Source organism: Paenibacillus chitinolyticus NBRC 15660 (assembly GCF_000739915.1).
In the GTDB taxonomy this organism is placed as follows: domain Bacteria; phylum Bacillota; class Bacilli; order Paenibacillales; family NBRC-103111; genus Paenibacillus_F; species Paenibacillus_F chitinolyticus.
The window spans coordinates 1-23461 of sequence record NZ_BBJT01000018.1 but is presented as its reverse complement, the minus strand read 5'-3'; the positions used below and the strand labels follow the sequence as shown (position 1 = coordinate 23461).

The following is a 23461-nucleotide window of genomic DNA, read 5'->3' as shown; positions in this document are numbered from 1 at the left end:
CCTTCGTTTTCGACATTTCATATCGTTCTCCGCCAGTCTTTAGACAGCTATTTTAGGAAATTTAGAGAAGTGCTTTGAGTTCCCGGCAAGCTTTATCGTACGCCTGCCACAGCTCTTTAAAGATGGTGCCCGATAGATGAACGGTTCCGTTCTTGGCCTGATTTTCGATTCTCTCGATCAGCTTCGAAAATTGATCGATCCCCAGACTAAGACTTGTCGATTTAAGGTCATGAGCGACATATTGGACGGCGGTCAAATCGCCTGCCCGCATTTTTTCTTCCAGCTGATTCAGCTTGGAAGGCGTCTGTTCCTGGTACATGCCGAGCAGCATGGCCAGCACGCCGGGAGAACCGGGTTCATCCAGCCCGTTGAGCTCCTGGATAACTTCCGGTATGAGCACATGCTCGCTCACGGGCTCGGGAGGACCGGCGGGAAGCCATTTGCGGATGACGGATTGGAGCTTCGACAGCTGGATCGGCTTCGTCAGGAAGTCATCCATCCCGGCTTCCAAGCAGCGTAAGCGGTCGCTCTGCATGGCGCTTGCCGTCAGCGCGACGATGGCACTCCGCGGATGCCGGCGGGCATTCTCCCATTCGCGGATAAGCTGAGTCGCTTGGAGTCCGTCCATGACGGGCATCTGCGAATCCATCAGCACGAGCGAATAATCTTTGCGGGAGCGCGCTTCCAGAGCTTCCTCGCCGTTGCTCGCCGTGTCGATGTGCATGAAGCCCAGCTTCTGGAGCTGGAGAAGAGCGACCTGACGGTTGATGGCGTTGTCTTCGACGAGCAGGAGAGGCTGACTTCGCTCTTCGTCCGTGAAGGCGGGGCCGATGCCGCTTCCGGTCGTCTGCAGCGCGGCCGCGGCCTCCTGACGGTACTCGGCTTCCGAAGGAATCGCGAGCTGCAGCTCGAACCAGAAGGAGGAGCCTGTGCCTACCTTGCTCGTCACGTCGATGCGTCCTTCCATCCATTCGACAAGGCGCTTGCAGATGGATAAACCGAGGCCGGTGCTCTTCTGGGCGTCTTCCCGCTGGGTATGGGCTTGGTAAAACGGCTCGAACACACGATTGACATGTTCTTCCGGGATGCCCACTCCCGTATCCGTCACCTCAAAGCGCAGAGTCTGAAAGGTGGCCGAGCTTTGCAGCAGGCGAATACGGATATGAACCTCGCCGCCGTCGGTAAATTTAATGGCATTTCCCGCTAAATTAATCAGAATTTGTCGGATTCTTCCTGCATCTCCGGTCAGAAATTGGCCGACGGATTCATCGACGGTACCCCTCAGCTTATTTCGCTTCCGGGAAGCATTCGGTTCAAGGAGCCTAAGGGAGTGGTTGAGGAGTTTCCGGACCTCGAAGGTTTCCGGCTCCGGCTGCATATGGCCGGCTTCGATTTTGGAAAGATCGAGAATATCGTTAATGATCGTCAGGAGAAGCGACGCGGATTCTTCGATAATGGCGATGGACTGTTTCTGTTCTTCGGTCTGCAGCGTGTCGGCGAGGAGTTCGGCCATACCGAGAATGCCGTTCATAGGTGTGCGGATTTCATGGCTCATGGTGGCAAGAAACATGCTTTTCGCCTCGTTGGCTCTTTCGGCTTCCGCCTTGGACCGTACCAGTTCTACATTTGTTTTGGAAAGCTGCCTCTGCAGCGTGATCAGCTCGTTGTTCAGGGAACTGAATTGGGTCAGGGCTTGTTCTTCGCGCTGTCTGGCCTGAATGAGCTGCTGGGAAAGTTTCTCGATCGTTTGGCGGTAATGAGTGATTTCCAGGCGTTCGTCCTCTGTTTTCATATTGGGATCCACGTAGAATCCTCCTTCCTCGGTAAACGAGCGGTCTCAATTGGACCGGGCTAATTCGTTTCCGATACGGTGGTGTTTCCAGTGGTCCGCCAGCCGAATGGCTTCCTGCGCGTCGTCCCCATAACCGTCGGCTCCAACCTTACGCCAGAGATCGCGGTCAATATTGAACGGCAGTCCGCCCACCAGAATGTGCACATATTGTCCTGCTTCACTGCTGCGGATTTCGGCAATTAGCTCTTCCACCAGATGCACGTGAAACGTCATAGTCGCCGAGATGGCGACTACTTGTGCTTTCTTCTCGACAAGGGTACGGATCAAACTGCGCGTAGGGACATTGGCGCCCAGATAGTAGGTGTCCCAACCGTTCAGTTCAAAGAGATCGGCGACCATGCGTAACCCGATTTCATGGAGCTCCTGTCCCACGCAGGCGGCCACCATCGTGTTACCGCTGCGCTCGGTTGCAAACAAGTGCGGATACAAGTGCGACATAATCATCTGTGTGGCAGCCGTACACAAGTGCTCCTGTGCGACGGTAATCTGATGGGTCTGCCACAGCCGGCCGATTTCACGTTGAGACGGTTGAAAGACATGGAGGTACAGGTCGGCTATAGCCATGCCTTCCTCCAGCTTCGTTAAAATGAGCTTTAACGCCTCGCGGCGGTCCGCCCGCAGGATAGCTTCGGTATAAGCGATCGCCGTTTCCGCGAAAGGCCGTTCTTCGGATAAGAATGTCTCCGAAGTCTGGGCGGATTGAATCTGATGGAGTCCGATTTCGAGGTATTCGCCGATCAATGCGCGATCCGCTTCCCCGAAATGAGCGTTAATCGCTTGTTCGATCATCCGAAAATTCAGCGCCAAGTCTTCCCTAGATACTTGGTAGCCGGACAGAAGCTCCGTCATCCAGGATGTGTAGTGATTGAACAAGTCGGGACTTTGCATGTATACGCTCTCGGCCAGATATTTAATGCTGTAACCGGAGTCTTGTATCGTCAGCAAACGTCCGCGTTCGCCGAACCGTTCCGTCAGTTCCGGCTGATATTTATATTGAAGCTGAGTCACATACTCCGCTAAATTCTCCGCCATTTGAAAAAGGCGTCTGCCCGTTTCCTCATGATTCATGATAGGGTGACCTCCTTTGCCGGCATCGCGAGGATGCCTTTTAGGGTAGACGGGAAACTCGGACGTTTCTACTATTATAACCTTTTTCGGCATAATTGGAAATTGTCTGGATCGGGAAAGGCTTAAAAAGTTAGGATGACGGACCGAAATGTATGTTAGGATGGTGCTATCTACCTATTTCGATATGATCTGAACACTTATTAAGCGGGGGATAGAAGATGAGGCGCTGGCTGGACCGTTCGCTGAAGCGGAAACTATCATTTCTGATGCTGGTATCCATAGGGATTCCGCTGTTGTCTTTCGGAATATTTTCCTATCAAATCGCTTCGTCGGTTACGGAAGAAAAGGCGAAGCAGTCCGGTTTCGGGCTTCTGACCCAGATGAGAACCAACATGGAGCTTATGGTTCAGGACGTAGAGAACATGTCGATCTTCCTGATCGGGCAGAGAGATGTGCAGCAGTATTTGTCCGATACCCAGTGGGATGCGCTCAGGCCTACCATTATTATAGGGTTTCTGACCAACCTGGCGTTCTCGAAACCTTATATTGCCGAAATCACCATAGAATCGGCGAGAGATCTTCCTTCCTTATCCAATACAAGCATTGTCAGCTCGGGCATGCCCGGCTGGCCGGGTCCCAAAGACACCGAGCCCGGAAACCGTCCGAAATGGTGGACGCCCTTGTATAAGAACCAGACCACTATAGGCGAGAAAGATGTGATTTCCCTGGTGCGGCCCATCCGCAGCGTGAATACGTTCGCCCATCTGGGCAGCCTGACGATCAGCCTGGACCAGAAAGTGATTGCCGATACCTTGCGGAAATCGAACATCAGCGAAGGCGGCAGCGTTCTGCTCGTGAACGAACAGGGCAACATTATCGCCGGCCCCGGAGTGGAATGGCTGAACCGCCCTCTGTCCGAATGGATGCCGGGAATGTCCGGTATTACGGGGACCTCGGGTTCTTTTAATGTAGGGCAGGGCGACGACAGAAACACGGTTTTGTACGATACGGTGCCCGGCGTGGACTGGAAGCTGGTCGGCATCATGCCGTATAAAAACTTCCGCGAGCAGAACCGTTACGTGCTGCTTCTCACTGCCGCGGCGGTCGCGATTGCGGTGGTTCTGGTCGCTTCGCTCGTGATTTTCTTCGTCCAGCGGGTGACGAAGCCGCTGCTTATGCTGACCCGGTTCCTCAAGGACACCGATCCGGAGGAACCTATGAAAGCCCTTCCGGTCACATCGGCCGACGAGGTCGGGCAGCTTATGCGCAGCTATAACCGGTTAAGCGACCGGATAGAACGCCTGACCGAGCAGGTAAAGCTGAATGAAGCGCGGAAGAAGGAGACTGACATGCTCGCTCTTCAAGCGCAGATTCATCCGCATTTTCTGTACAATACGCTCTCTTCGGTCCACTGGATGGCTCTGATGAGCCAGGATATGAAAATTGCCGAGATGGTCGGCCATCTCAGTGATTTTCTGCGGTTCAGCCTGAACAAGGGGGCGGAGTACTGCGAGGTGCAGCAGGAAGTCGCTCACGCGGAGCACTATGCCGCCATCCAAGCCGTCCGCTATCCCGATAAATTCGATATCGAGTTCGTCGTGGATCCGGATATCCGGCAGAAGCCCGTATTGAAGCTGCTTCTCCAGCCGCTCATCGAGAATGCGCTCATTCACGGCATCCAGAAGCAGCGCGAGAAGGGCAGCATCCGCGTCTACGCGCAGCGGATGGGTACGGAGCTGACCTTTATGGTGGAAGATACCGGGATAGGAATCGAACCCGACAAATTAAATGAAATCCGGGCGGCCTTATCGGCGGCGGACGAGCCTGTCGTGCCGGGCAGCTACGGCTTGCGCAACGTCCACCGGAGGCTGCAGCTGCATTACGGCAGCGAGGCGGGCCTGCATATCCGCAGCATCGTCGGAGAAGGCACGGTAATTACATTTATGATACCGATTGTAGAGAGGGCGGGGACGGCATGAATGTTCTGATTGTCGATGACGAAGTCATTATCCGCACCGGCTTAAGCACGGTCATTCAGTGGGAGGAGCTGGGCTTCCGCCTTCTTCCGGCCGCGGAGTCGGCGGAAGAAGCGCTGGAACGCGCCCCCGCCGAGCATCCCCATATCGTACTGACGGATATCCGGATGGGCGGAATGGACGGAATCACGATGGCCGAGAAGGTGAAGCAGATGCTTCCGGACAGCGAAATTATCGTGCTGACGGGCTACGACGATTTTGCTTACGTCCAGCAGGCGATCCGCGGCGGCATCGGCGATTATTTGCTGAAATCGAGCCGGCCGGAGGAAATTATCCGGGCCGTGATGAAAGCGAAGCAGCGCATTGTGAGCAAGTGGGATGCCCGCAAAGCGGACAATATGCAGCGCCGCGCCTTCCGCAGCAGGCTGCTGGAGCGTCTTGCGACCGAAGGCATCGACGATGCCGATTCGCTGGAGCAGGTGCCCCAGGTGCTGGCCAAGCTTGGCCTGCCTCACCTGCCCGAAGCGTCTGCGGGCGTGTGCCTGCAGGTGCTGCTGATCAGCGTGCAGGGCTGGGGCGACAGCCGCGCTGCGGGAAGCCTACTCCAGTTCGCCGTCGACAACATGCTCGGCGAGCTGCTGCCCTGCGAGACCCTGCGGCGCAGACACGACATCGTCGTCCTGCTCCGGGCGGAAGGCAGGGATGCGGGGGCTCTGCGCAGCAAGCTCGGCCGCATCTCGGACAAGCTCAAGTGCGTGCTGTTCACCGCCGCAGGCTCGCGGGTAACCGGGCTGGGGCAGGTGCCGCGCTCCTACCGGGAGGCGGTCTATACCGCATCGTTCCGAGGCTTCGCGGGAACGGAAACGCTGCTTGCCTACGAAGCGGTGGAGGGCCGCGAGGGCGGGCGCACGGTCTGCTCGAAGGAGGAAGAATCGGAACTGGCGATTCTGCTGAAGAACGGCAATCCGATCGAGCTGCGCCACTTCGTGCAGAAGGCGCTGGACGGCGAGATCGCCGACGCCGAGGCGACGCCCGTTTCGCTGAAAGCCTACTCGGATTCGCTCGTCGTTGCGGCCCATCGGTGGCTGGAACGTACCGCGGCGGCGCTCGGCATGCCGCAGCTTCCCCGTCTGCCCGAGCAGGATCCGGCCAAACGGGCGCAGGGAGATAAGCATCCGGGAGACGGCCCGGGCGCCGAAGGGCAGGGCGATCTCCAGGAGAACCTGTATCTGCGGCTGCGCGTCATTATGGAAACCTACTATCAATACGTGTCGGAAGACGGCGTTCTCTATATCAAGCGGGCGATAGCCTACATTCAGGATAATCTCGACCGGACCCTGACTCTCCAGCAGGTGGCGGGGCACGTTCATGTTCATCCGAATCATTTCAGTGAAGTTTTCAAACGGGAAACGGGCGTAAACTACATTGAGTTCGTTATGAGAGAACGTATCCGCCGGGCCGCCGAAATTTTAAGCGAAACCCCCGTGAAGGTCAGCGAGGTGGCCAAGAAGGTCGGCTACGAGGATATTAAATATTTCAGCCAACTGTTCAAAAAATACACGGGACAGACGCCGACGGAATTCCGTGCGGGACGCGAAGGCAAGCAGTAAAGCATGGGGCCCGGAGCCGGCCGGTTGGCCGGATACGTGCTTTTGAACGTGGATAACGCCTTGAAGCCGGAAAATTTCCGTCTCTCTATATTCGATAGATTCGGGCTCGCGAAGCCAGAAGGAAAGCAGGGCAACCCGGATAAGCACAGCCCTGCCGGGTGTTTAAAATGAAGACTCCATGGTGCTTGCCGGCATCATCGGGGCCTTTTTATTTTCCAGGTATTGGAGGAGGGGGCGAATAAAAAGGCTGAATTTACCCCACCCTATCCCCGAAATCACTCCCCTTTTGACAAGGGCTGTCCCCTTTTATACTAAAAAAGAATAGAGATAAGGAGGGGTTACACATGATGAAAAAAACGGCAAAAACAGGTATTGCGCTGATTCTGTCACTTTCATTGTTATCCGCATGCAGCAAAGAGCCGGCAACAACGAGCACGGGCGACGCCGGTAAAGGGACCGAGAAAGTAAAGCTTTCCCTGTGGCACAACTTTACGGGTGAAGACGCGCGCGCCAAAACGATGCGGGCTATCATCGAAGAATACAAAAAAGCGAACCCGAATGTAGAGCTTGAAGTACAGGCGATTCCGCCGGACGGTTACAAAACGCGTTTGAAAACGGTTGCAGCAGCAAACGAAATGCCGGATCTGTTCCAGATGTGGCCGGGCGCTATGACCAAAGAATTTGTAAGCGGTAACTTGCTTCAGCCTGTAGGCGATCTGCTCGACAAAAATGCGGAGTGGAAGAACGGTTTCCTCCCGAACTCTTTCGACGATTTTACGGTAGACGGCAAAGTGTACAGCATTCCGATGTCGTTGTCCCCGACCTCTATCCTTTACTACAACAAGAAAATGTTTGACGATAACGGCGTAACGGTACCTAAAACTTGGGACGAAATGATGAAAGCCGTCGAAACGTTCAAATCCAAGAAAATTACTCCGATCGCTCTCGGCAATAAAGCGGCATGGCTGGCCCAGTCCAGTATTCTCAGCTCTCTGGCAGACCGTTACACCGGTACGGAATGGTTTATGAAAGCGGCAGCACAAGACGGCGCCAAGTTCACGGATCCCGAATTCGTAGCTGCTCTGAAAGCGCTGCAGGATCTCGGCAAAGCGGGAGCTTTCCAGGAAGGCTTCAACTCCATCGACAACACGCAAATGGAGCAAATGTTTGCACAAGGCAAAGCGGCTATGATGATCGACGGCGGATGGGCCTTGACCAACCTGACCAACGGCGCGCAGCCGGAAGCACTGAACAACATCGAAGTCACGGTACTTCCTTCCGTTCCTAACGGCAAAGGCGATCCACAATCCCTCTCGGGCGTTGTAGGCATAGGCCTGGGCCTCAACAAGAAAGTGGAGGGCGCGAAGAAAGAAGCGGCTGACAAGCTGATCCAGGCGATGGCCGGACCGGATGCACAGAAGCGCACGCTGGAATCCAACCAGTTGGTCGCCTATAAAGTCGAGCTGGATAAGAGCAAGGTTTCCACTCTTTTCGCGAAAGTGAACGACCTGGTCGGCCAGGTAAAACGTACGCCGGTTTATGATTCCCAGCTTTCCTCGGCGGCTTCCGAAGTGATCAACAACGGCATTCAGGAGCTTCTGATGGGCGGCAAGCCGGAAGATATCGCGAAGAAACTGCAAGATGCACAAGCGAAAGCCCTCGGCAAATAACAAGAGGTAGTAGAAGAAGCGGGGCGCTGGTCGCCCCGTTTTTAACAAAGAGCATCGGAGAGAGCCTGAACGGCGGAGAAAGACCCGACGGAATAACGGGACGGCCGTGCAGCGGCGCGAACCGGGAACCGGCAGCTTTTTGACCGATTGAACTCATAAAAACAACGATCCCGGCGAGAAGCCGGGCACAACGGAATTCCCGGTATGAAAGCACGGCGGAAATACGCTCCGCAGTCTGCTCGCGTTATGCAGTCCGAAGCGGTTTCCGCACGCTGCTTCACCGGTGAATAACCATGCTTCCTGATAGGTTTAGTAGATATTTTTGAACAGCCTTGAAGGTATACACCAACAGGAGGGGAGAGACGCCATGACTTCCTCGTCAAGAAGGACCAACTTTATCGTGCTTGGTCTCCTGCCTGCGCTGCTTATTTACAGCGTATTTGTCATTATCCCGATTTTCTGGTCGGCGTATTACGGGTTTTTCGACTGGAAAGGGATTGGAGAAGCCAAGTTCAACGGATTTGATAACTATGTCGAAGCCCTGAAGGATCCGATCTTCTGGCTCGCGTTAAAAAATAACCTGATCGTGGTAGCGGCTTCCGTCTTCGGACAGGTGCCGATCGCCCTGGTGCTGGCCCTGGTACTGCGCAAGAGCAACTTCTTCCAGCGTTTTATCCGTTCGGCGGTATTTATGCCGATGGTGCTTTCGTCGGTCGTTGTCGGGATTATCTGGAGCTACATTTATCACCCGCAAATCGGGATTCTGAACTTCCTGCTGGAGGCGGTGGGGCTGGAATCGTGGAAGAAAGCCTGGCTTTCCGACAAATCGGTCTCCATGCTCGCGCTGACCGTTCCGATTATTTGGAACTATATCGGGCCTTATCTCATTATGTTTATCGCGGCGCTTCAAAATATTCCTTCGGATATTGACGATGCCGCCATGATCGACGGGGCGACGGGAAGCCGCAAGCTGTTCTCTGTTACGCTGCCGATGATCTGGGATACCGTGAAGGTCACGATCGTGCTTTGTATTTCGGGAAGCTTGAAAGCTTTCGACCTGATCTATGTCATGACCGGGGGCGGTCCTGCGCATTCAACGGAACTGCTCGCCTCCTATATGTACAACAACACGTTCTCCGTCTACCGCTTCGGTTACGGCAGCGCCATTTCCACGCTGATCATTATTATCAGCCTGGTGCTGATCGCCGGAAGCCAGCGTCTCATGAGACGGAATCAGGCTGTATGACGAAAGGAGGAGGGCTAGTATGCCACAGATGACCGGAACCGCCGTTCCTCCCGTGAAAGGGACGGGACCCGCCCGCAGAGAGAACGCTTTTGGCAAGCTTGCCAAAAGCTCGATTTCAAATATTTTGCTCGCGGTATATGCGCTCGTTACGCTATACCCGCTGATCTGGCTGTTTATCAGCGCATTCAAGACCAACGATGAATTTTTCGGCAAGCCGTTCGGCTTTCCGGCGGAATGGAAATGGAACAACTTCGTGCAGGCCTGGAAAGTGGCCGACATCGAGACGGCCGTTATCAACTCGGCGATCGTCACGCTGGTTGCGCTGGTGCTTACCCTGGCCATCGGCGCGCTGACCGCGTTCGTCCTCTCCCGCTTCTCGTTCCGCCTGCGCGGACCGTTGATGGGCTACTTCCTGCTCGGCATGCTCATTCCCGTGCACAGTACGCTTGTGCCGCTGTTCATCATGCTGAAAAAAATCGGCATGCTCGACACATACGGCGCGCTGATTCTGCCGTACGTCGCCTTTGAGCTGCCGGTAGCCATCTTCATCATCGCGGCCTACATGACGTCGGTGCCGAAGGAAATCGAGGAAGCCGCGCTGATCGACGGTACGGGCTACTGGGGCATTTTCACCAAAATGCTGCTGCCCCTGTCCGTTCCCGCGATGTCCACCGTCGGAATTCTCGCGTTCCTGCGTTACTGGAACGATTTCGCGTTCGCGCTCGTGTTTATCAATAAGCCGTCTCTCAAGACGCTTCCGCTCAGCTTGTCACAGTTCGCTACCGGTTTCGGCACGGACTACAGTCTGACGATGGCGGCCATGGCGATCTCGGTCATCCCGACCATTCTGATCTACCTGGCGTTCCAGGAGCAGATCATGAAGGGCATGGTTGCCGGCGCGGTTAAGGGTTAATAGAGTGAATGCAAAAAAGCCTCTCTGACCGGACACATAAACGTGTTCCTATTCAGGAGGCTTTTTTTGCCGGGCACGCGCAAGGGTAAAGGGAGAGGTATACTTACAGACTCACCGCTGTATACGCGAAAATCACGATGAAAATCAAGTAGGTTATGCTGACGTTTTTCATGTAAGCGTTAAAGCCTTTGTTTCTTTTGTAATCCAGGTACGCACATACGAAGGCGGCAGCGATAAGCAAGCACGCCGTAGTAAGTGTAACCGCGGGACTGAAGTTCATGAATCTTACGGTGAGCAATGCGGCAATGCTTAAGAATGAATAGAGAAGAGCAATCAAACCATCACCTCCGGGCAAAGAAACGACGCCAAAATTACGATTTTATTTGTATATTTTACCACATTTATCATGTCGGGAAAGCACTCGCCCTGCACTCAAGAAAGCATCAAAAAAATCCCTCCGAGCAGACGTTGTCTACTTAAGAGGGATTTTTTTCTGCTTCATTCTATGCAAACGTTCCGGCCTTGTGCAGCGCGCCTGACAGGCATGAACGGTGTGAGGGAATCAGCTGCCCGGGGGCAGTCAGGGCCGTTGTCCGTTTACTGGACGCGGCTCTGTTTTTTGCTTCTCATTTTTTCGAAGGCCATGTCAACGAGTTTCGGGAGCACCGCCACTAAAACTCCTGTCGCAACCTTTTGCATCAAGGAAGATTTCATGACTCATTCTCCTCTCTTGTTCTGTTGTAGTTCTTCTTAACCGGAGGGGAAAAGGATGAAACGGGAACGGGTCCGGTTAGCGCATTTTTCCATACGTGACTCTTCTCCTGCTCTTTTAAAAAAGAGTGGAAAAAGCCTGAATAAGTGTCTTATTTTAGGTTTTTGTAAACAAAACTTAATATTTATACAGGATTGTAAACATTGACAGCTTTTAACAGCAGGGGGATAATAATTGTAACTTATGGAAAAAGGAGGGGAGACAGCGAGCAGGTTATCGTTTGTACTGGAGTTTGTAAACGCAAGAACTCGGTTGCACCCACACACATTAACCCTTTAAAGGAGTGTAGTCATGTACGATAAAATCGTAGACATTTTGTGCGCTATCAAAGAAGATCAACCGGAACTCCGGCATTCCCTGTCCCCCTCAACGGACCTTAACAACGATATAGGCCTCGATTCACTGCAAATGATCCAGTTTATGCTGAAAGTCGAGGAACAGTTGAACGTCGCAATCGACTACGACCAATTCGATTACGAACATCTTGAGTCGATTGAAGCATTTATTTCTTTTTTGAAAAGCTGCCAGTCCCAAGCGCAGCCGCAGTATGAAGATGTCCAACAGTGAAGCCCGCGCGATTCCGAAAACCGTGATGGGAACCTTCGATCCCGAAACGCGCTGGAGGGATCCGGATCTAGCCCGGCTGCCGGCTATGCCCGATAAGGACCGGGAGTCCATTGTCCTCTGCATGGACGACCTGTTGTTTCCGTTCTGTGGACCGGAAGATATCCTTTACAGCCGCTGCAAGATCGATCCGGTGCTGCACGAGTACTTGGAAGGGTTAGGGTTTTCCTTTCGGAACCGTTATCTCTATGATTTGAACGACGAGCGGGCCACCCTGCCGGGACCGGACGATTTCAAGCGGTGTATGTTCCGGCTTGCGGCCGGCAAAGACAAGCTTGCCGATCCGGAGAAGAGGGTGCTGCAGGCCGCCGGTTCGGGTTATTCCGACGGTGCGGGGCTGCCGCAATCCTTTGCTCCGGTGAATGCCGATGGAGCTTCCGGGCAAGCGCAATCGGCGGAGGAAGCCGGAATCACCGGCGCAGCCGGCATTTTGTCCCCGTACGCCATTACGGCGGAGACGGAAGCGTACCTGCAGGCGGCCGGGCCGCTGGCGCCTCTGCCGGACCTGGAGACGGTTGTGCGCGTCAACTCCAAGATGTACTCCAACCGTCTCCTGGCCAGAATCGGCGAGAAGTGCTACGGCACGGAGGCAAGCAGTGCGGCAGAAGTGGAAGCGGCCGGGAATGCGCTTCTGAAGCAGGGGCCTTACCTGCTGAAAGATCCCTTCGGCGTTTCGGGCAAGGGAAATCTGCTCATCGACAGCGAAGCGATGCAGCGGAGGATTGCGGAGCACTTGCATAAACAGGAAGGAAGCGGACTGCGCTCTCATTTCCTGCTGGAGCCTTTGCTGAAGAAAGAAACGGATTTTAGTTCTCACTGGCTCATCCGGGAGAGCGGGGAAGTGGAATTCATCTCCGTTCAGCGTATGATCAACCACCAGCAAAATTATGGCGGGTCGATCAAAGCGGATGAATCGTTTATCCGCCTGCTGGAAAACGCCGGCTACTTCGGTGTGATGGAGAAAGCGCTCCGGCTTCTGGCGGAGGACGGCTACCACGGCTTCGTCTGCTTCGACTCTATGGTCCTGGAAGACGGGGAAGTCGTATCCATCGTGGAGATTAACGCCCGTAAGTCCATGGGACTCATTAACGCTTATCTCGATAAATGCTGGGAGAAGCACGGCCGTACGGGCTGGCTTACGTTCCTCTCCCTCGGGCTTCCGGAAGGCTTCGCGTTCGGCAGACTGCTGCATGCTCTGCGTGAGTCCGGTCTGCTGCTGACGGCCCCCGGCGGGTACGGGATCGTTCCTCTCTCATCGAATACCGTGATGGTGAACGAGATTTTGAGCCGCCGCCGCATGGCCGAGGGAACACTGAACAAACGCGGTATGCCGAAGGGACGGCTGTATGTATCGGTTGTCGGCCGTGACGACGAACACCGCAGCGAACTGATCGAAAGCTTGCGGCACGTTCTCGCCGACTTGTCCGTTAAAGTGTACAACTAAATTTGCAACTCGGGAGCTGCAACATGAATTCATCTTCGGTTACCTTGCTGGCGTCGGGGAATTCGCTCGGCGCATACATTCCCGCTATGCATCTGCACACGTACCTGCAGGGCAGGGGAGTCGGTTCGGATGTTCACGTTCTGGAGAACGTGTATCACGAAGAAGTCCGGGACAAGATCCGGGCCACCAAAAAAGCGTTCCATGCGGACTTCTCCGTGGCCCGTATGGGGCATAAGCTGGCCAGGCCCGTCGACACTTCCCTGAACGAGGAAGCGGTCCTGAGGCTGCTGGAGGACTGGATGCGGGCCGGCGTCACCCGGTTTGCGGTGTTCACCGGCTTCTGGCTGCCGATCCTGGAGCGCTACAAGGCGGCTGCCGGCAAACCCTTGGATATCCGGCTGATCCGGCTGGACGCGTGGGATACGCCGTCGTTTAAGGTACACAAGCAGCTGTATCCCGGCTATGACAACGTCTGGTTCTACGTACCTTCGGAGCTGTCCCCGGGCGCCTACATCGCTTCGGACGAAGCGGAGCCCTTGCCCTACGGGCAGCGTGCCGGACGCATCCTGATCCACGGAGGAGGCTGGGGGATCGGCACTTACGCCGAGACGATCCGCGAACTCCGTGGGCTCGGCCGCCGGCTCGATGTGATCGTCTACGATCCTTCCGAAGTGGAGGAGGACGACGGGGTTACGCGCTACTTCGGAACGGATGCCTCCTGGGATCCGTGGAGCCGGGACGCGCAGGGACGGCATACGTTCCCGCCGATGGTCCGCTATGTCCGTGAGCAGGGTGTTCTCCGGGAGTATCCGCTCCGAGATTACTCCGCATACACGGACCTGATGCGAGACTGCTCGGCTATCATCAGCAAGCCGGGAGGAGCTACCTTGAACGACTCGCTGTCGTTCGGGATCCCTTTTGTCATGCTGGAGCCGTTCGGCGACCATGAGCTTCATAATTCGGCCTACTGGGAATCCTGCGGTTTCGGTATCCGTTTTGCGGAGTGGCAAGCCCGGAATTTTTCGGAACATCTGTTGGAAGGGATTTGCACACGATTGCTGGAGCAGCGGTCAAAAATCAAGCATTTTGGGAGGATTACTTATGCAGCCGAAAACAGCAGTTACGTTTGACCAACTTACGTTCCGTAATATGAAAAGAACCCTGGTTCCGCTGGCGGAAACGGGAAGGAAGCGCAGGGAAGATCCGGCTTATGCGGCCCCCGTGCCTTACGAGATCGGAATCAAACTCAATAACGGCTGTAACCTGCGCTGCAAACACTGCTTCGAATGGAACCCGGACGGCTTCCATCACGGCTTTGCCAAAGAAGTGAAGAACGACGAAATCGAAATTCCCGTCGTGGAGAAGCTTCTGGCCGAAACGAGAGAACGCAAATCGCGCGTGTTCCTGTGGGGCGGTGAGCCGCTGTTCTATTCCAAGTTCGATGAACTGGCGGAATTGCTGGCCAAAGAAGACCGGTACACGACCATTTGCACGAATGCGATTCTCATTGAGCAGAAGCTGGATTCCATTCTGAAAATGTCGGAAAATCTCGTCATGCTGGTCAGCCTGGAAGGCTTCGAGAAGGAGAATGATGCGATCCGGGGCAAAGGCACGTTCAAGAAAGTGATTCACGCCGTCCAGCTCCTTCTGGATCTGCAAAAGCAGGGCGTGTACAAAGGCAAAGTGTCCGTAGCCTTGACCGTAAACGACCAGATGGTCAACCAGTTGTACAGCTTTATGGAATACTTCGAAGAAATGGGCGTCGATTCCGTCTATTTCTGCTTCCCTTGGTACATCCCCAACGATACGGCCGAGAAAATGGACACCTACTTCGATGCCCATTTCCCGCACCTCGCAGCCCGTTTCGAAGAAGGCCACAAGAACAGCTGGCATTCGTTCACGTTCCACATCTCGCCGGACAATTACGACACGCTGATCGATGAACTGAACCGCGTCAATTCCCGGGTATGGAATGTTCGTGTCCGCTACCAGCCCGCTTTGGAGCCCGAGGAAGTGGAAGACTTCATCCGGGGCGGCGAGAAACCGGCCATGAAACGGACGAAGTGCTTTTCGATCTCCAACCGGATGGACGTTATGCCGGACGGCAAAGTGAATCCGTGCAAATTTTTCCCGGAATTCAGCGTCGGCAACTTGAATGAAGAAAGCGTGGCGGATATTTTCCACGGTGAAGATCTCCGCAAGCAGCGCGAAGTTCTGGCCTGCGGTCTGATGCCGATTTGCTCCAAATGCGTGCTGCTTTACAATAACGGAATTTAAGCGTTTAAACTTTATGCCGCCCAATCAGGCAAAACAGGCAATCGTTCAGGAGGGGCAGGGATGGACTTCATCCGTGTGCGGGAGCTGCACAAATCGTTCGTGTATTACCGGAAAGAAGCCGGGCTTAAAAATTCGCTGAAAAATTTATTCGCCCGCAAGTCGCTGGTGAAGGAAGCGGTAAAATCCGTTTCCTTCGACATCGGCCCCGGCGAGTGCGTCGGATTCCTCGGACCCAACGGGGCGGGTAAAACCACGACGCTCAAAATGCTGTCGGGCATTCTGTATCCCACCGGTGGGGAAGCCGACGTGCTCGGCTATGTGCCGTGGGAGAGGAAAAACGAGTTCAAACGGCTGTTTTCCATAGTGATGGGCCAGAAAAACCAGCTTTGGTGGGATCTTCCCGCCAGCGAGTCGATTTATCTGAACAAATGTATCTATGACGTGGACGACGATCTTTACCGCCGGAGCCTCGCCGAGTTATCGGAAATGCTGGATGTTCAGGAGCTTCTGAACGTGCAGGTGCGCCGGCTATCCCTGGGTGAACGGATGAAAATGGAGCTGATCGCCGCTCTTATCCACCGGCCCCGGCTGCTTTACCTCGACGAGCCGACGATCGGCCTCGATTTTCCATCCCAGAAGAAGGTTAGGGAGTTTCTGAAATATTACAATGAACAGTTCGGCGCGACGATCCTGCTGACAAGCCACTACATGAAGGACGTGGAGGATCTGTGCAAGCGGACGATCATCATTAACGAAGGAAGCCTGCTGTATGACGGGGATCTCCATAAGATCAATGATCTTTTCGGCGAGCAGAAAATTATCCGGCTGCAGTTCTCCGAACCCGTTGCCGAGCATCGGCTGGCCAAGTTCGGCAAAATCGTCAGCGGAGACGGCTACAATGCCGTTCTGGAGCTGCCGAAGCACCGCTTGAAGGAAGTGTCGCGCGCCGTGCTCGATTCGTTTCCGATCGTCGACTGGACGATTGAAGACGTGCCGATCGAGGAAAGCATTTCGATGCTTTACCGTAAGGAATCCGCCGGATGAACAGACGCAAATTGTACATGGCGGTTTTTTCGATGGGCGTCCAGCATTCGATGGAATACCGGTTTCACTTCTTTCTCGGTCTGCTGGGAGCCGCTTTTCCGATCCTTGTCCAGTATTTTATCTGGACGGCGGTGTACCGGCATTCCGGCCAGGCGGCGCTGTTCTCGTACTCGTACGGCCAAATTATTTTGTACACCATTTTGGCGGGGCTGGTGTCCAAGCTGATCGCCACCCAGTTCGAGCACCAGATTGCCGACGATATCAAAAACGGCGGTCTTAACAAATACTTGATCAAACCGGTGAGCTATTTCGGTTACCGGCTGGTGTCCTTCTTCGGACAGAAGGCGATCTATTACGGAATTACGGCAATTCTGCTTATCGGGATTATCTGGATTTCGGCGGCTAGGGATGTGCTGGATGTGGAGGCCGTACGGCTGATCTTGTTTGCCTTCACGCTGCTGGGAGCGCTTCTGCTCAACTTCCTGATCGCCTACTGCATCTGCGCGAGCGCGTTTTACTTGCATGAAATCTCGTACTTTTTCGTCATTACAAGTCTGCTGGTCAATATTTTGAGCGGGGGCATGTTTCCTTTGGAAATTTTCGGTGAAACGGTTGTGAAGGCGCTTCAATACACGCCGTTCCCGTATACGATTTATTTTCCGGTCAATGTCCTCAGCGGCAAGACGGAAGCGGTGGCCATGTACCAGGGGATGTTGATCCAGTGCGGGTGGATCCTGCTGTTTTTCTGGCTTTCCCGCCTGACGTGGCGCGTATCCATGAAGAAATACTCGGCGGTTGGGGGGTAGCGGACGTTCCATATGTTTAAAATCATGAGAAAATACGCTCTTCTGTACGGCATGTTCATCAAAAATTGCCTCATTGCCCAGATGGAGTTCCGGGGCAATTTTATAATGAGCCTGCTGGTCGAATCCGTCTACCTGCTCGCCAAGCTGCTGTATGTGCTCGTCGTGTTCCGCACTGACCTTCACGTAGACGGGATACCGCCCGAAGGGCTGCTGCTTTTTATTGGCATGCATACTGTGGCGACCGGAATTTATGTCGGCCTGTTTTTTACAAATTTCATGAAAATTCCCGAGTATATCAAGGACGGTTCGCTTGATCTCATGCTGACGAAGCCGGTTTCCCTCCAGTTCATGGCTTCCCTGCGTTATGTGGATCTGGCGCTTCCGATCCCCGACATTCTGGTCGGGTTCGTCATGGTCGGTATCGGCTGGCACGCCATGGATATTCCGCTGACGTTCGTGCAGCTTGCGGGATTCGCGTTGCTGCTTGTCGTCTCCGTTGTCATCACGTACTGCCTGATGATTATTCCGGCGCTGCTTTCGTTCTGGTTCGTCCAGACGGGCTCCGTATCGGAAATCGCCCATTCTGTCTGGGACGCCAACAATTTTCCGATGGCCATTTACCCGGCCTGGGTCCGCCGGATCGGCACCTTCGTTATTCCCCTGTTCCTTGTTACCAATTTCGGCCCGATGTTCCTGCTCGGTCAGCTCAGCTGGCTTTATGCGGGACTGGCGCTGGCCGGTTCGCTGCTGCTTTTCGCTGTCGTGCGGCTGCTCTGGAAACAGGCCGTAAGAGGGTACAGCAGCGCGAGCAGCTAATTCAAGGAATTCTGGATTCCCATCCTATACTTAGAAAAGGAAGTGCCAAAACATGCCGGATGTTGCGATAAGCGGGGGGTACACCTCGTTAAACTGCGTATTTCAGGAGCCGGACCGGATCGAGCTTTTAGAGGAAAAGGTACCTGAGCCGGGACCGGGACAAATCTTATGTGCGGCCAAAAAGTCTCTGATCAGCACGGGAACGGAACTAGCCTGTCTGAAAGGGCGCTTCGACGAGGGGACGGTCTGGTCATCGTGGGTCCGCTACCCGTTCTATCCGGGATACTCCATGGCGGCGGAAGTGCTGAAGACGGGCAGTGGGGTGGAAGGAATCCGGGCCGGCGACAGGATCATCTGCCCTGCCGGACACCGCCAGTACTTCCTCGCCGATTACCGGGAAGCGGCGCTTATTCCCGATACGATCCGTGATGAAGAGGCGGTTTTTACGCAGATCGCTAAGGTCGCCCTGTTGGGTATCCTGCGCGCCGAACCCGCATTCGGCGAAAGAGTGGGTGTCGTCGGACTCGGTCTTATCGGCCAGCTCGTGGTCCAGTATCTGAATTCGAGCGGTGCGCGCCAAATTATCGCGATTGCGCCGGAGAGCCCCCGTCTGGATCAAGCCCGCCGAAACGGGGCGACCGATCTGCTGGATCTTCCGGTGGCTGATGCATACGGACAGGTCGAAGAACTCACCGGAGGAAGAATGCTTGACACGGTGTACGATATTACGGGCTCCTACGCGGTACTACCGTACTGTACCCAACTGACCCGGGATCTCGGAAAAGTGATTCTGCTGGGCGATTCGACGGAGCCCTCGAAGCAGACCATCGGGCCGAAAGTCGTCTTTAATTCGGTCAGCATACTGGGGATTCACGGGCGGATGATGGAAGGTTTTAAAGGGTGGACGGAACCGGACATGAACGGATTCATTTTCGAATCCATCCGTCGCGGAAAACTGGACGTCGAAAGTCTCATTAGCGAGAAAGTTAGCCCGCTCGAAGCCGTATCGGTGTATTCCCGGATCGCCGGGCGGAAGTCCGATTTCATGGGAGTTATGTTCGATTGGACGCAAATGTAACGGCAAAGGGGGCAACCGAATGAGAGCGTGCAGCGAGCTTACGTTGAAGGAAAAAATCGGCCAGCTTCTGATGGTAGGTTTCGAGGGCCTTACGCCCGATATGAATATCCGGGACCTTTTGGAGAACCATTTCGCCGGTGGCGTCGTGTTCTTTTCCCGCAATCTGGACAACCCCGGGCAGGCATTCGCTTTAACGGAGGAACTTCAGCGGATGGCTGTGGCCGCGACCGGCATCCCGCTGTGGATGGGGACGGACCAGGAGGGCGGCATGGTGGTCCGGGTAAGGCAGGGGATCGCGCAGCTGCCCGCGGCGATGGCGTTGGGAGCGGCGCGGAACCCCGGGCTGCTTTACGAAGCCGCCAAGGGGACGGCGGAAGAGCTCAAGGCGCTGGGCATCAATATGAATTTCGCGCCGGTGGTGGACATCAACGTCAATCCGCGAAATCCGATCATTGACGTCCGCTCGTTCGGAGACAGCGCCGAACTGGTCTCCGAGCTGGGGATCGCCGCCATGCTCGGCTTTCAGGACGGAGGGATCGCCTCCGTCATCAAGCATTTTCCCGGGCACGGCGATACGGAGACGGATTCTCATGCCGAGCTGCCGGTCGTGAGGCATTCCCTCGAACGGCTCCGGTCGGTGGAGCTTGTGCCGTTCCGTCGGGCAGCCCTGACCGGGGCCGAAGCCGTTATGACGGCCCATGTCGGAATTCCGCTGCTCAGCGGCGGAGAGCCTGTTCCCGCGACTCTCTCCCGGGAAGTCCTGACGGGACTGCTGCGGGAGGAGCTGGGCTTCGAGGGGCTCATCGTGACCGACTGCATGGAAATGGACGCGGTGACGCAGGGAATCGGCTTAGGCGAGGCCGTCGTCCGGGCCATGCTGGCCGGAGCGGATCTGCTGCTCGTCAGCCACACGTACGCAAGCCAGCTGGAGGCAGTGGCGGCTCTGGAGCGTGCCGTGGCGGACGGGCGCCTGCCGGAGGAGCGGATCGACGCTTCCGTGGAGCGTATTCTTCGCCTGAAGGAGCGCCGCATCGGAGAGCTGCGGGAGCGCAGCTGGGAAGAAGCACGGCTTCTGCTGGAGAATCCGCAGACGCTGCGGACGATTGAACGGCTCCGTGAGGAGAGTATTACGGCCGTCAACCGTGAACCGGATTTCTGCAGGCTGTCTCCGGACGTCGACACGCTGGTGCTCTGGCCGCAAATTTCGGCCGCCTGCAAATCCGAAGACGAGCCGATACACGATGCTACCCTGGCGGGATTCCTGCGCCCTTTTATCGGGGCGAACCTCACGGAGCGCGTGTACGGGACCAGCCCGAGTCCGGATGAGATTGCGGCCCTGGCTTCCGAAGCGCAGCGATACGGGCAGATCGTCGCCGGTATTTTCCACACGGCTTCTAATCCGGGACAGCCCGCATTGGTCCGCAAACTGCTGGAGGGAGGCGCCAAAGTCATCCCGGTCTCCCTGCGCAATCCCGTCGATCTTGCGGCATTCCCGGAGGCCGAAGGCTTCCTGGCCTGCTACGAACACCATCCGCATACCCTGCAGGCTCTGGCCCGTGTTCTGACGGGCAAGGCGGAGCCTGCCGGAACTCTGCCGGTCACGATTCCGGATACCACGACAGAAGGGGGAGAACCAGATGAACGCCGTTCAGCTTCCGTTATCGAATCCGCCACTTAAAGGATTTTTGCGGTGGGGCTATACACTTTCGATTACCAGCGGACATGCAGTAACGATTCCCTGGTTTTACAGCAATTTTATCCAGTTGTCCTGCACGAAGAAATTTCTCGAGGACGGCAGGCAGTGCTACGTCGATTTTTTCCGGGGCCAGCCCAATGAACTGAATTTCAACAATCCGTTCTTGCTCACATGCAACGTCAATTATACGTTTTTGGAAAATCTGGCGCTGGATGATTGGCCGAAATTTTTTGCGGATCAGATCCGTAACGGGTATTACTGTATCGTTTTTTTGGACGAATCCAAGCTGTCGCCGGCGGCCTGCTATCAGCAGGAGCCGTTCCCCCATCACCTTTTTCTGTATGGGTTTAACTTGGAAGAACGGGTCTTTTATGCCTCCATGTTCGACCATACGGGAGTATACCGCAATCTGGAGATATCTTTCGAAGAGTTTCTCGATGCCGTAAATTCCATGAAAAAGCTGCTGAAGGAGGGACAAACGTCAGATCACCATACGTATTTTTACAAATACGAGCCGGAATTCCACTATCCTTTCGACAAAGTCGCCGTGATCGACCAATTGCGCGATTATCTTAACGGGGAGACCCGCTTAAACCGGATCAATTACAATCCCGACGAGAATGAAGCTTTCGGAATCAGGGTATACGACTATTTGCAGATGTACTACGACGCCGTAGAGCAAAACGATCCCCGGCTGGGAATGCGCAACGATGTAAGGCACCTTCATCTTCTGTGGGAACACAAAAAAATGATGAGCGACCGGATCGAATATCTGGTGACTGAGGGGATCATTCCGTATGACGAAGAGCTTGCGGAAGGCTATAAAGATCTGGCTAAGAGAGCGATGAAACTGAGGGACCAGTACATCCGACATGAAATCCGCGAGGATAAGGAAGTGTTTGAACGGTTAAGGCTCCGGTTCAACCAATTCCGGGACGAAGAGCCTGTACTTCTGCAAAAGCTGATTGCCCTGCTCGAAGGTTGAAAAAAGCCCCAGGGAGAGAACCATCGGAACCGGATGCGGGGCATACCGGAAAGCCGGGTTTCCGCAAGGGGCCGGGATAGCGGTGCGATGTGAAAAAAGAAGCGGGCAAGAGAGGGCTTGGGCGAGGAGCGAAGGACAACGTTGTGGTTGACCACCGTCATGTGACGCCGAGCACCGCGTGCTGGAAGCTTCGCGCGGTGCGGAAGTTCTTCGGCAGGGCATGATGCTCAGGGTTCAGCCCGCCGCTTCTATTGCCGGAGCCGAATTTTTGATCTGCTCGGCCAGCCGGGCGATAGCCGCGTCAGGCTCGGTTACGTAATACAGGTAAGACGAGCGGCCGGTATCCAGCTTCCACCAGAGCCAGTGCAGCTTGGATTCATTGCGGAGCTCCGCTTTGGATACCGGCGTATAAATCCGGCCGTCCGCGTCGACGAGAATAACCCGGCCTTTGGAATTATCATAAGAAAGCCGGAGAGGCTCCTTGCCGGGAATAAAAGCGGAGGCGGCTTCTTCTTTCCGCAAAGCTTGTTTGGTAAGGGCCAGGCGGGTAAACGATTCAATGACACCCTGGTCACGGTAAGTAAAATTTTCATCAGGCAGATAAAAAGAGGCGGGCTGCGAGCGGGTCATCAGGTCGGCGTAAGTCATGGAACCCGGCACGAGCCTGTTTAGCAGCGCGCTTAACACCAGGGAGACAAGAACGGCCGTGAGGATCAGGCCTGCCGTTAATCTACGCCCGAAACCTTCCGGCAAACTCCATTTACCGAACCATTGAAAAAAACGCAGTGTCATTGTACCGCCTCCCGGATTATAATTGTAAGCGATTTCAATAAAAGTCGAAATTAAACCGTGAACGACCAGATGCCTGAGCAAGCGCCATTGATGAGGCTATGACTGCGAGCCGTTCGTGCATAAATTGTGCTTATGATTTTTGGCCGCCGCCGCGCACTTACTGCTTACCACTTGCCGGTAAGTTTATTTAAACGGATTCCGCTTGTTAGAAGCCGATTTTCGAAAAAAGTTTCTTCCGGTTTTGGATTTAAAGGGTCGGTGTGTAAAATGAGCCCCAGGCTGCACATACGATGCGATTCGGTAAAAGGCAAGCCGCATTTTATGCAGCTTGCCTGGCTTGCGTGGAGAAAGAAAGAAATTCAGTATTCGGTTGTAATGACCGGCGTGCCGATTGTGATACGCTGCAGTCCGCTTTCGGTTACCGTGTGAACCGCGGCCTGCAGGTTAACGCGTTTGCCGCCGCTGATTACCGAAGCTTGAAGCTTGGGTGCGCTCATCGTGATGCTGACGGTCTCCCCGTCGGCGTAACGCTCCAGAGGAGCGGCGCCGAGCCGCTTCGCGAGCAGCGCCTGAAGCCCGTCGGCCTGAGCCGCTGCGCCTGCCGAAGGCCGAGCTGCGGCTCCCTGCAGGACGACGTTGCAGTCCGCCTGCACGCCCGCCGCTTGCAGGGCGGCTTCCAGGCTTGCCCGGCGTGCTTCCAGCGCCGGGAGGCCGTCGGCTGCGCGCGCCTCCAGCCGGGCGATGACGAACGCGCTGCCGTCGTCAAGGCGGGCGAGCTGCAGCGACAGCCCG

The 23461-nt window shown here is 55.2% G+C and carries 20 protein-coding genes; 15 read left to right on the top strand and 5 right to left on the bottom strand.

Annotated elements, in window-relative coordinates:
• Positions 1-61 precede the first annotated feature (61 nt).
• The gene (locus tag PCH01S_RS26750; protein WP_042235035.1) at positions 62-1804 is read right to left on the bottom strand and encodes an ATP-binding protein; all 1743 of its coding nucleotides are present in this window, start codon (positions 1802-1804) and stop codon (positions 62-64) included.
• 33 nt (positions 1805-1837) lie between these two features.
• The gene (locus PCH01S_RS26745) at positions 1838-2920 is read right to left on the bottom strand and encodes a cobalamin B12-binding domain-containing protein (RefSeq protein WP_042235033.1); all 1083 of its coding nucleotides are present in this window, start codon (positions 2918-2920) and stop codon (positions 1838-1840) included.
• A 218-nt stretch (positions 2921-3138) separates the two neighbouring features.
• Here PCH01S_RS26745 and PCH01S_RS26740 point away from each other — a divergent pair, with 218 nt between their 5' ends.
• From PCH01S_RS26740 to PCH01S_RS26720, 5 genes are all read left to right on the top strand, one after another.
• Positions 3139-4899, top strand: a complete 1761-nt coding sequence (locus PCH01S_RS26740; protein ID WP_042235031.1) for a cache domain-containing sensor histidine kinase — start codon at positions 3139-3141, stop codon at positions 4897-4899.
• Positions 4896-6506 (top strand): response regulator, encoded by a 1611-nt coding sequence (locus PCH01S_RS26735; protein ID WP_042235029.1) that lies wholly within the window; start codon positions 4896-4898, stop codon positions 6504-6506. Before PCH01S_RS26740 ends, PCH01S_RS26735 begins: the two co-directional genes overlap by 4 nt.
• A gap of 344 nt (positions 6507-6850) precedes the next feature.
• Positions 6851-8176, top strand: coding sequence for an extracellular solute-binding protein (locus tag PCH01S_RS26730; protein WP_042235026.1), 1326 nt, complete (start codon positions 6851-6853; stop codon positions 8174-8176).
• A gap of 367 nt (positions 8177-8543) precedes the next feature.
• A complete protein-coding gene (locus PCH01S_RS26725; RefSeq protein WP_042235024.1) occupies positions 8544-9422 on the top strand; it encodes a carbohydrate ABC transporter permease in 879 nt (292 codons plus the stop codon).
• Positions 9423-9441: 19 nt separating this feature from the next.
• Entirely contained in the window at positions 9442-10335 is an 894-nt protein-coding gene (locus PCH01S_RS26720) for a carbohydrate ABC transporter permease (protein ID WP_042235022.1), read from the top strand.
• A gap of 103 nt (positions 10336-10438) precedes the next feature.
• Here PCH01S_RS26720 and PCH01S_RS26715 read toward each other — a convergent pair whose 3' ends face one another.
• Positions 10439-10672, bottom strand: coding sequence for a hypothetical protein (locus PCH01S_RS26715; protein WP_042235021.1), 234 nt, complete (start codon positions 10670-10672; stop codon positions 10439-10441).
• A gap of 726 nt (positions 10673-11398) precedes the next feature.
• Here PCH01S_RS26715 and PCH01S_RS26710 point away from each other — a divergent pair.
• Genes PCH01S_RS26710 through PCH01S_RS26665 form a run of 10 tightly spaced genes read left to right on the top strand, consistent with a single transcriptional unit; the run spans position 11399 to position 21877 of the window.
• Positions 11399-11674 carry an acyl carrier protein gene (locus PCH01S_RS26710; RefSeq protein ID WP_042235018.1) on the top strand — a complete coding sequence of 92 codons (276 nt, stop codon included), beginning with the start codon at positions 11399-11401 and terminating at the stop codon, positions 11672-11674.
• A complete protein-coding gene (locus tag PCH01S_RS26705; RefSeq protein WP_042235016.1) occupies positions 11661-13175 on the top strand; it encodes a hypothetical protein in 1515 nt (504 codons plus the stop codon). The genes PCH01S_RS26710 and PCH01S_RS26705 overlap by 14 nt, the downstream gene beginning before the upstream one ends.
• Positions 13176-13198: 23 nt before the next feature.
• Positions 13199-14305, top strand: a complete 1107-nt coding sequence (locus PCH01S_RS26700; protein ID WP_042235014.1) for a glycosyltransferase family protein — start codon at positions 13199-13201, stop codon at positions 14303-14305.
• Positions 14277-15452: a radical SAM protein gene (locus PCH01S_RS26695; RefSeq protein ID WP_042235012.1), complete on the top strand. Its 1176-nt coding sequence runs from the start codon at positions 14277-14279 to the stop codon at positions 15450-15452. The genes PCH01S_RS26700 and PCH01S_RS26695 overlap by 29 nt, the downstream gene beginning before the upstream one ends.
• Before the next feature lie 60 nt (positions 15453-15512).
• Positions 15513-16496, top strand: a complete 984-nt coding sequence (locus PCH01S_RS26690) for an ABC transporter ATP-binding protein (protein WP_042235010.1) — start codon at positions 15513-15515, stop codon at positions 16494-16496.
• The gene (locus PCH01S_RS26685; RefSeq protein WP_042235009.1) at positions 16493-17302 is read left to right on the top strand and encodes an ABC transporter permease; all 810 of its coding nucleotides are present in this window, start codon (positions 16493-16495) and stop codon (positions 17300-17302) included. Before PCH01S_RS26690 ends, PCH01S_RS26685 begins: the two co-directional genes overlap by 4 nt.
• Before the next feature lie 12 nt (positions 17303-17314).
• On the top strand, positions 17315-18118 hold the full coding sequence (locus PCH01S_RS26680) for an ABC transporter permease (protein WP_042235007.1): 804 nt from the start codon (positions 17315-17317) through the stop codon (positions 18116-18118).
• 52 nt (positions 18119-18170) lie between these two features.
• Entirely contained in the window at positions 18171-19196 is a 1026-nt protein-coding gene (locus tag PCH01S_RS26675; protein WP_042235005.1) for a zinc-dependent alcohol dehydrogenase, read from the top strand.
• A 19-nt stretch (positions 19197-19215) separates the two neighbouring features.
• Positions 19216-20874: a glycoside hydrolase family 3 protein gene (locus tag PCH01S_RS26670; RefSeq protein ID WP_042235003.1), complete on the top strand. Its 1659-nt coding sequence runs from the start codon at positions 19216-19218 to the stop codon at positions 20872-20874.
• Positions 20834-21877, top strand: coding sequence for a hypothetical protein (locus PCH01S_RS26665; RefSeq protein WP_042235001.1), 1044 nt, complete (start codon positions 20834-20836; stop codon positions 21875-21877). Before PCH01S_RS26670 ends, PCH01S_RS26665 begins: the two co-directional genes overlap by 41 nt.
• Before the next feature lie 234 nt (positions 21878-22111).
• Here the strand turns inward: PCH01S_RS26665 and PCH01S_RS26660 are convergent, their stop codons facing one another.
• On the bottom strand, positions 22112-22669 hold the full coding sequence (locus PCH01S_RS26660; RefSeq protein WP_042234999.1) for a hypothetical protein: 558 nt from the start codon (positions 22667-22669) through the stop codon (positions 22112-22114).
• 359 nt (positions 22670-23028) lie between these two features.
• On the bottom strand, positions 23029-23461 hold a 433-nt coding region (locus PCH01S_RS26655), incomplete at its 5' end, for a YwmB family TATA-box binding protein (RefSeq protein ID WP_174446854.1).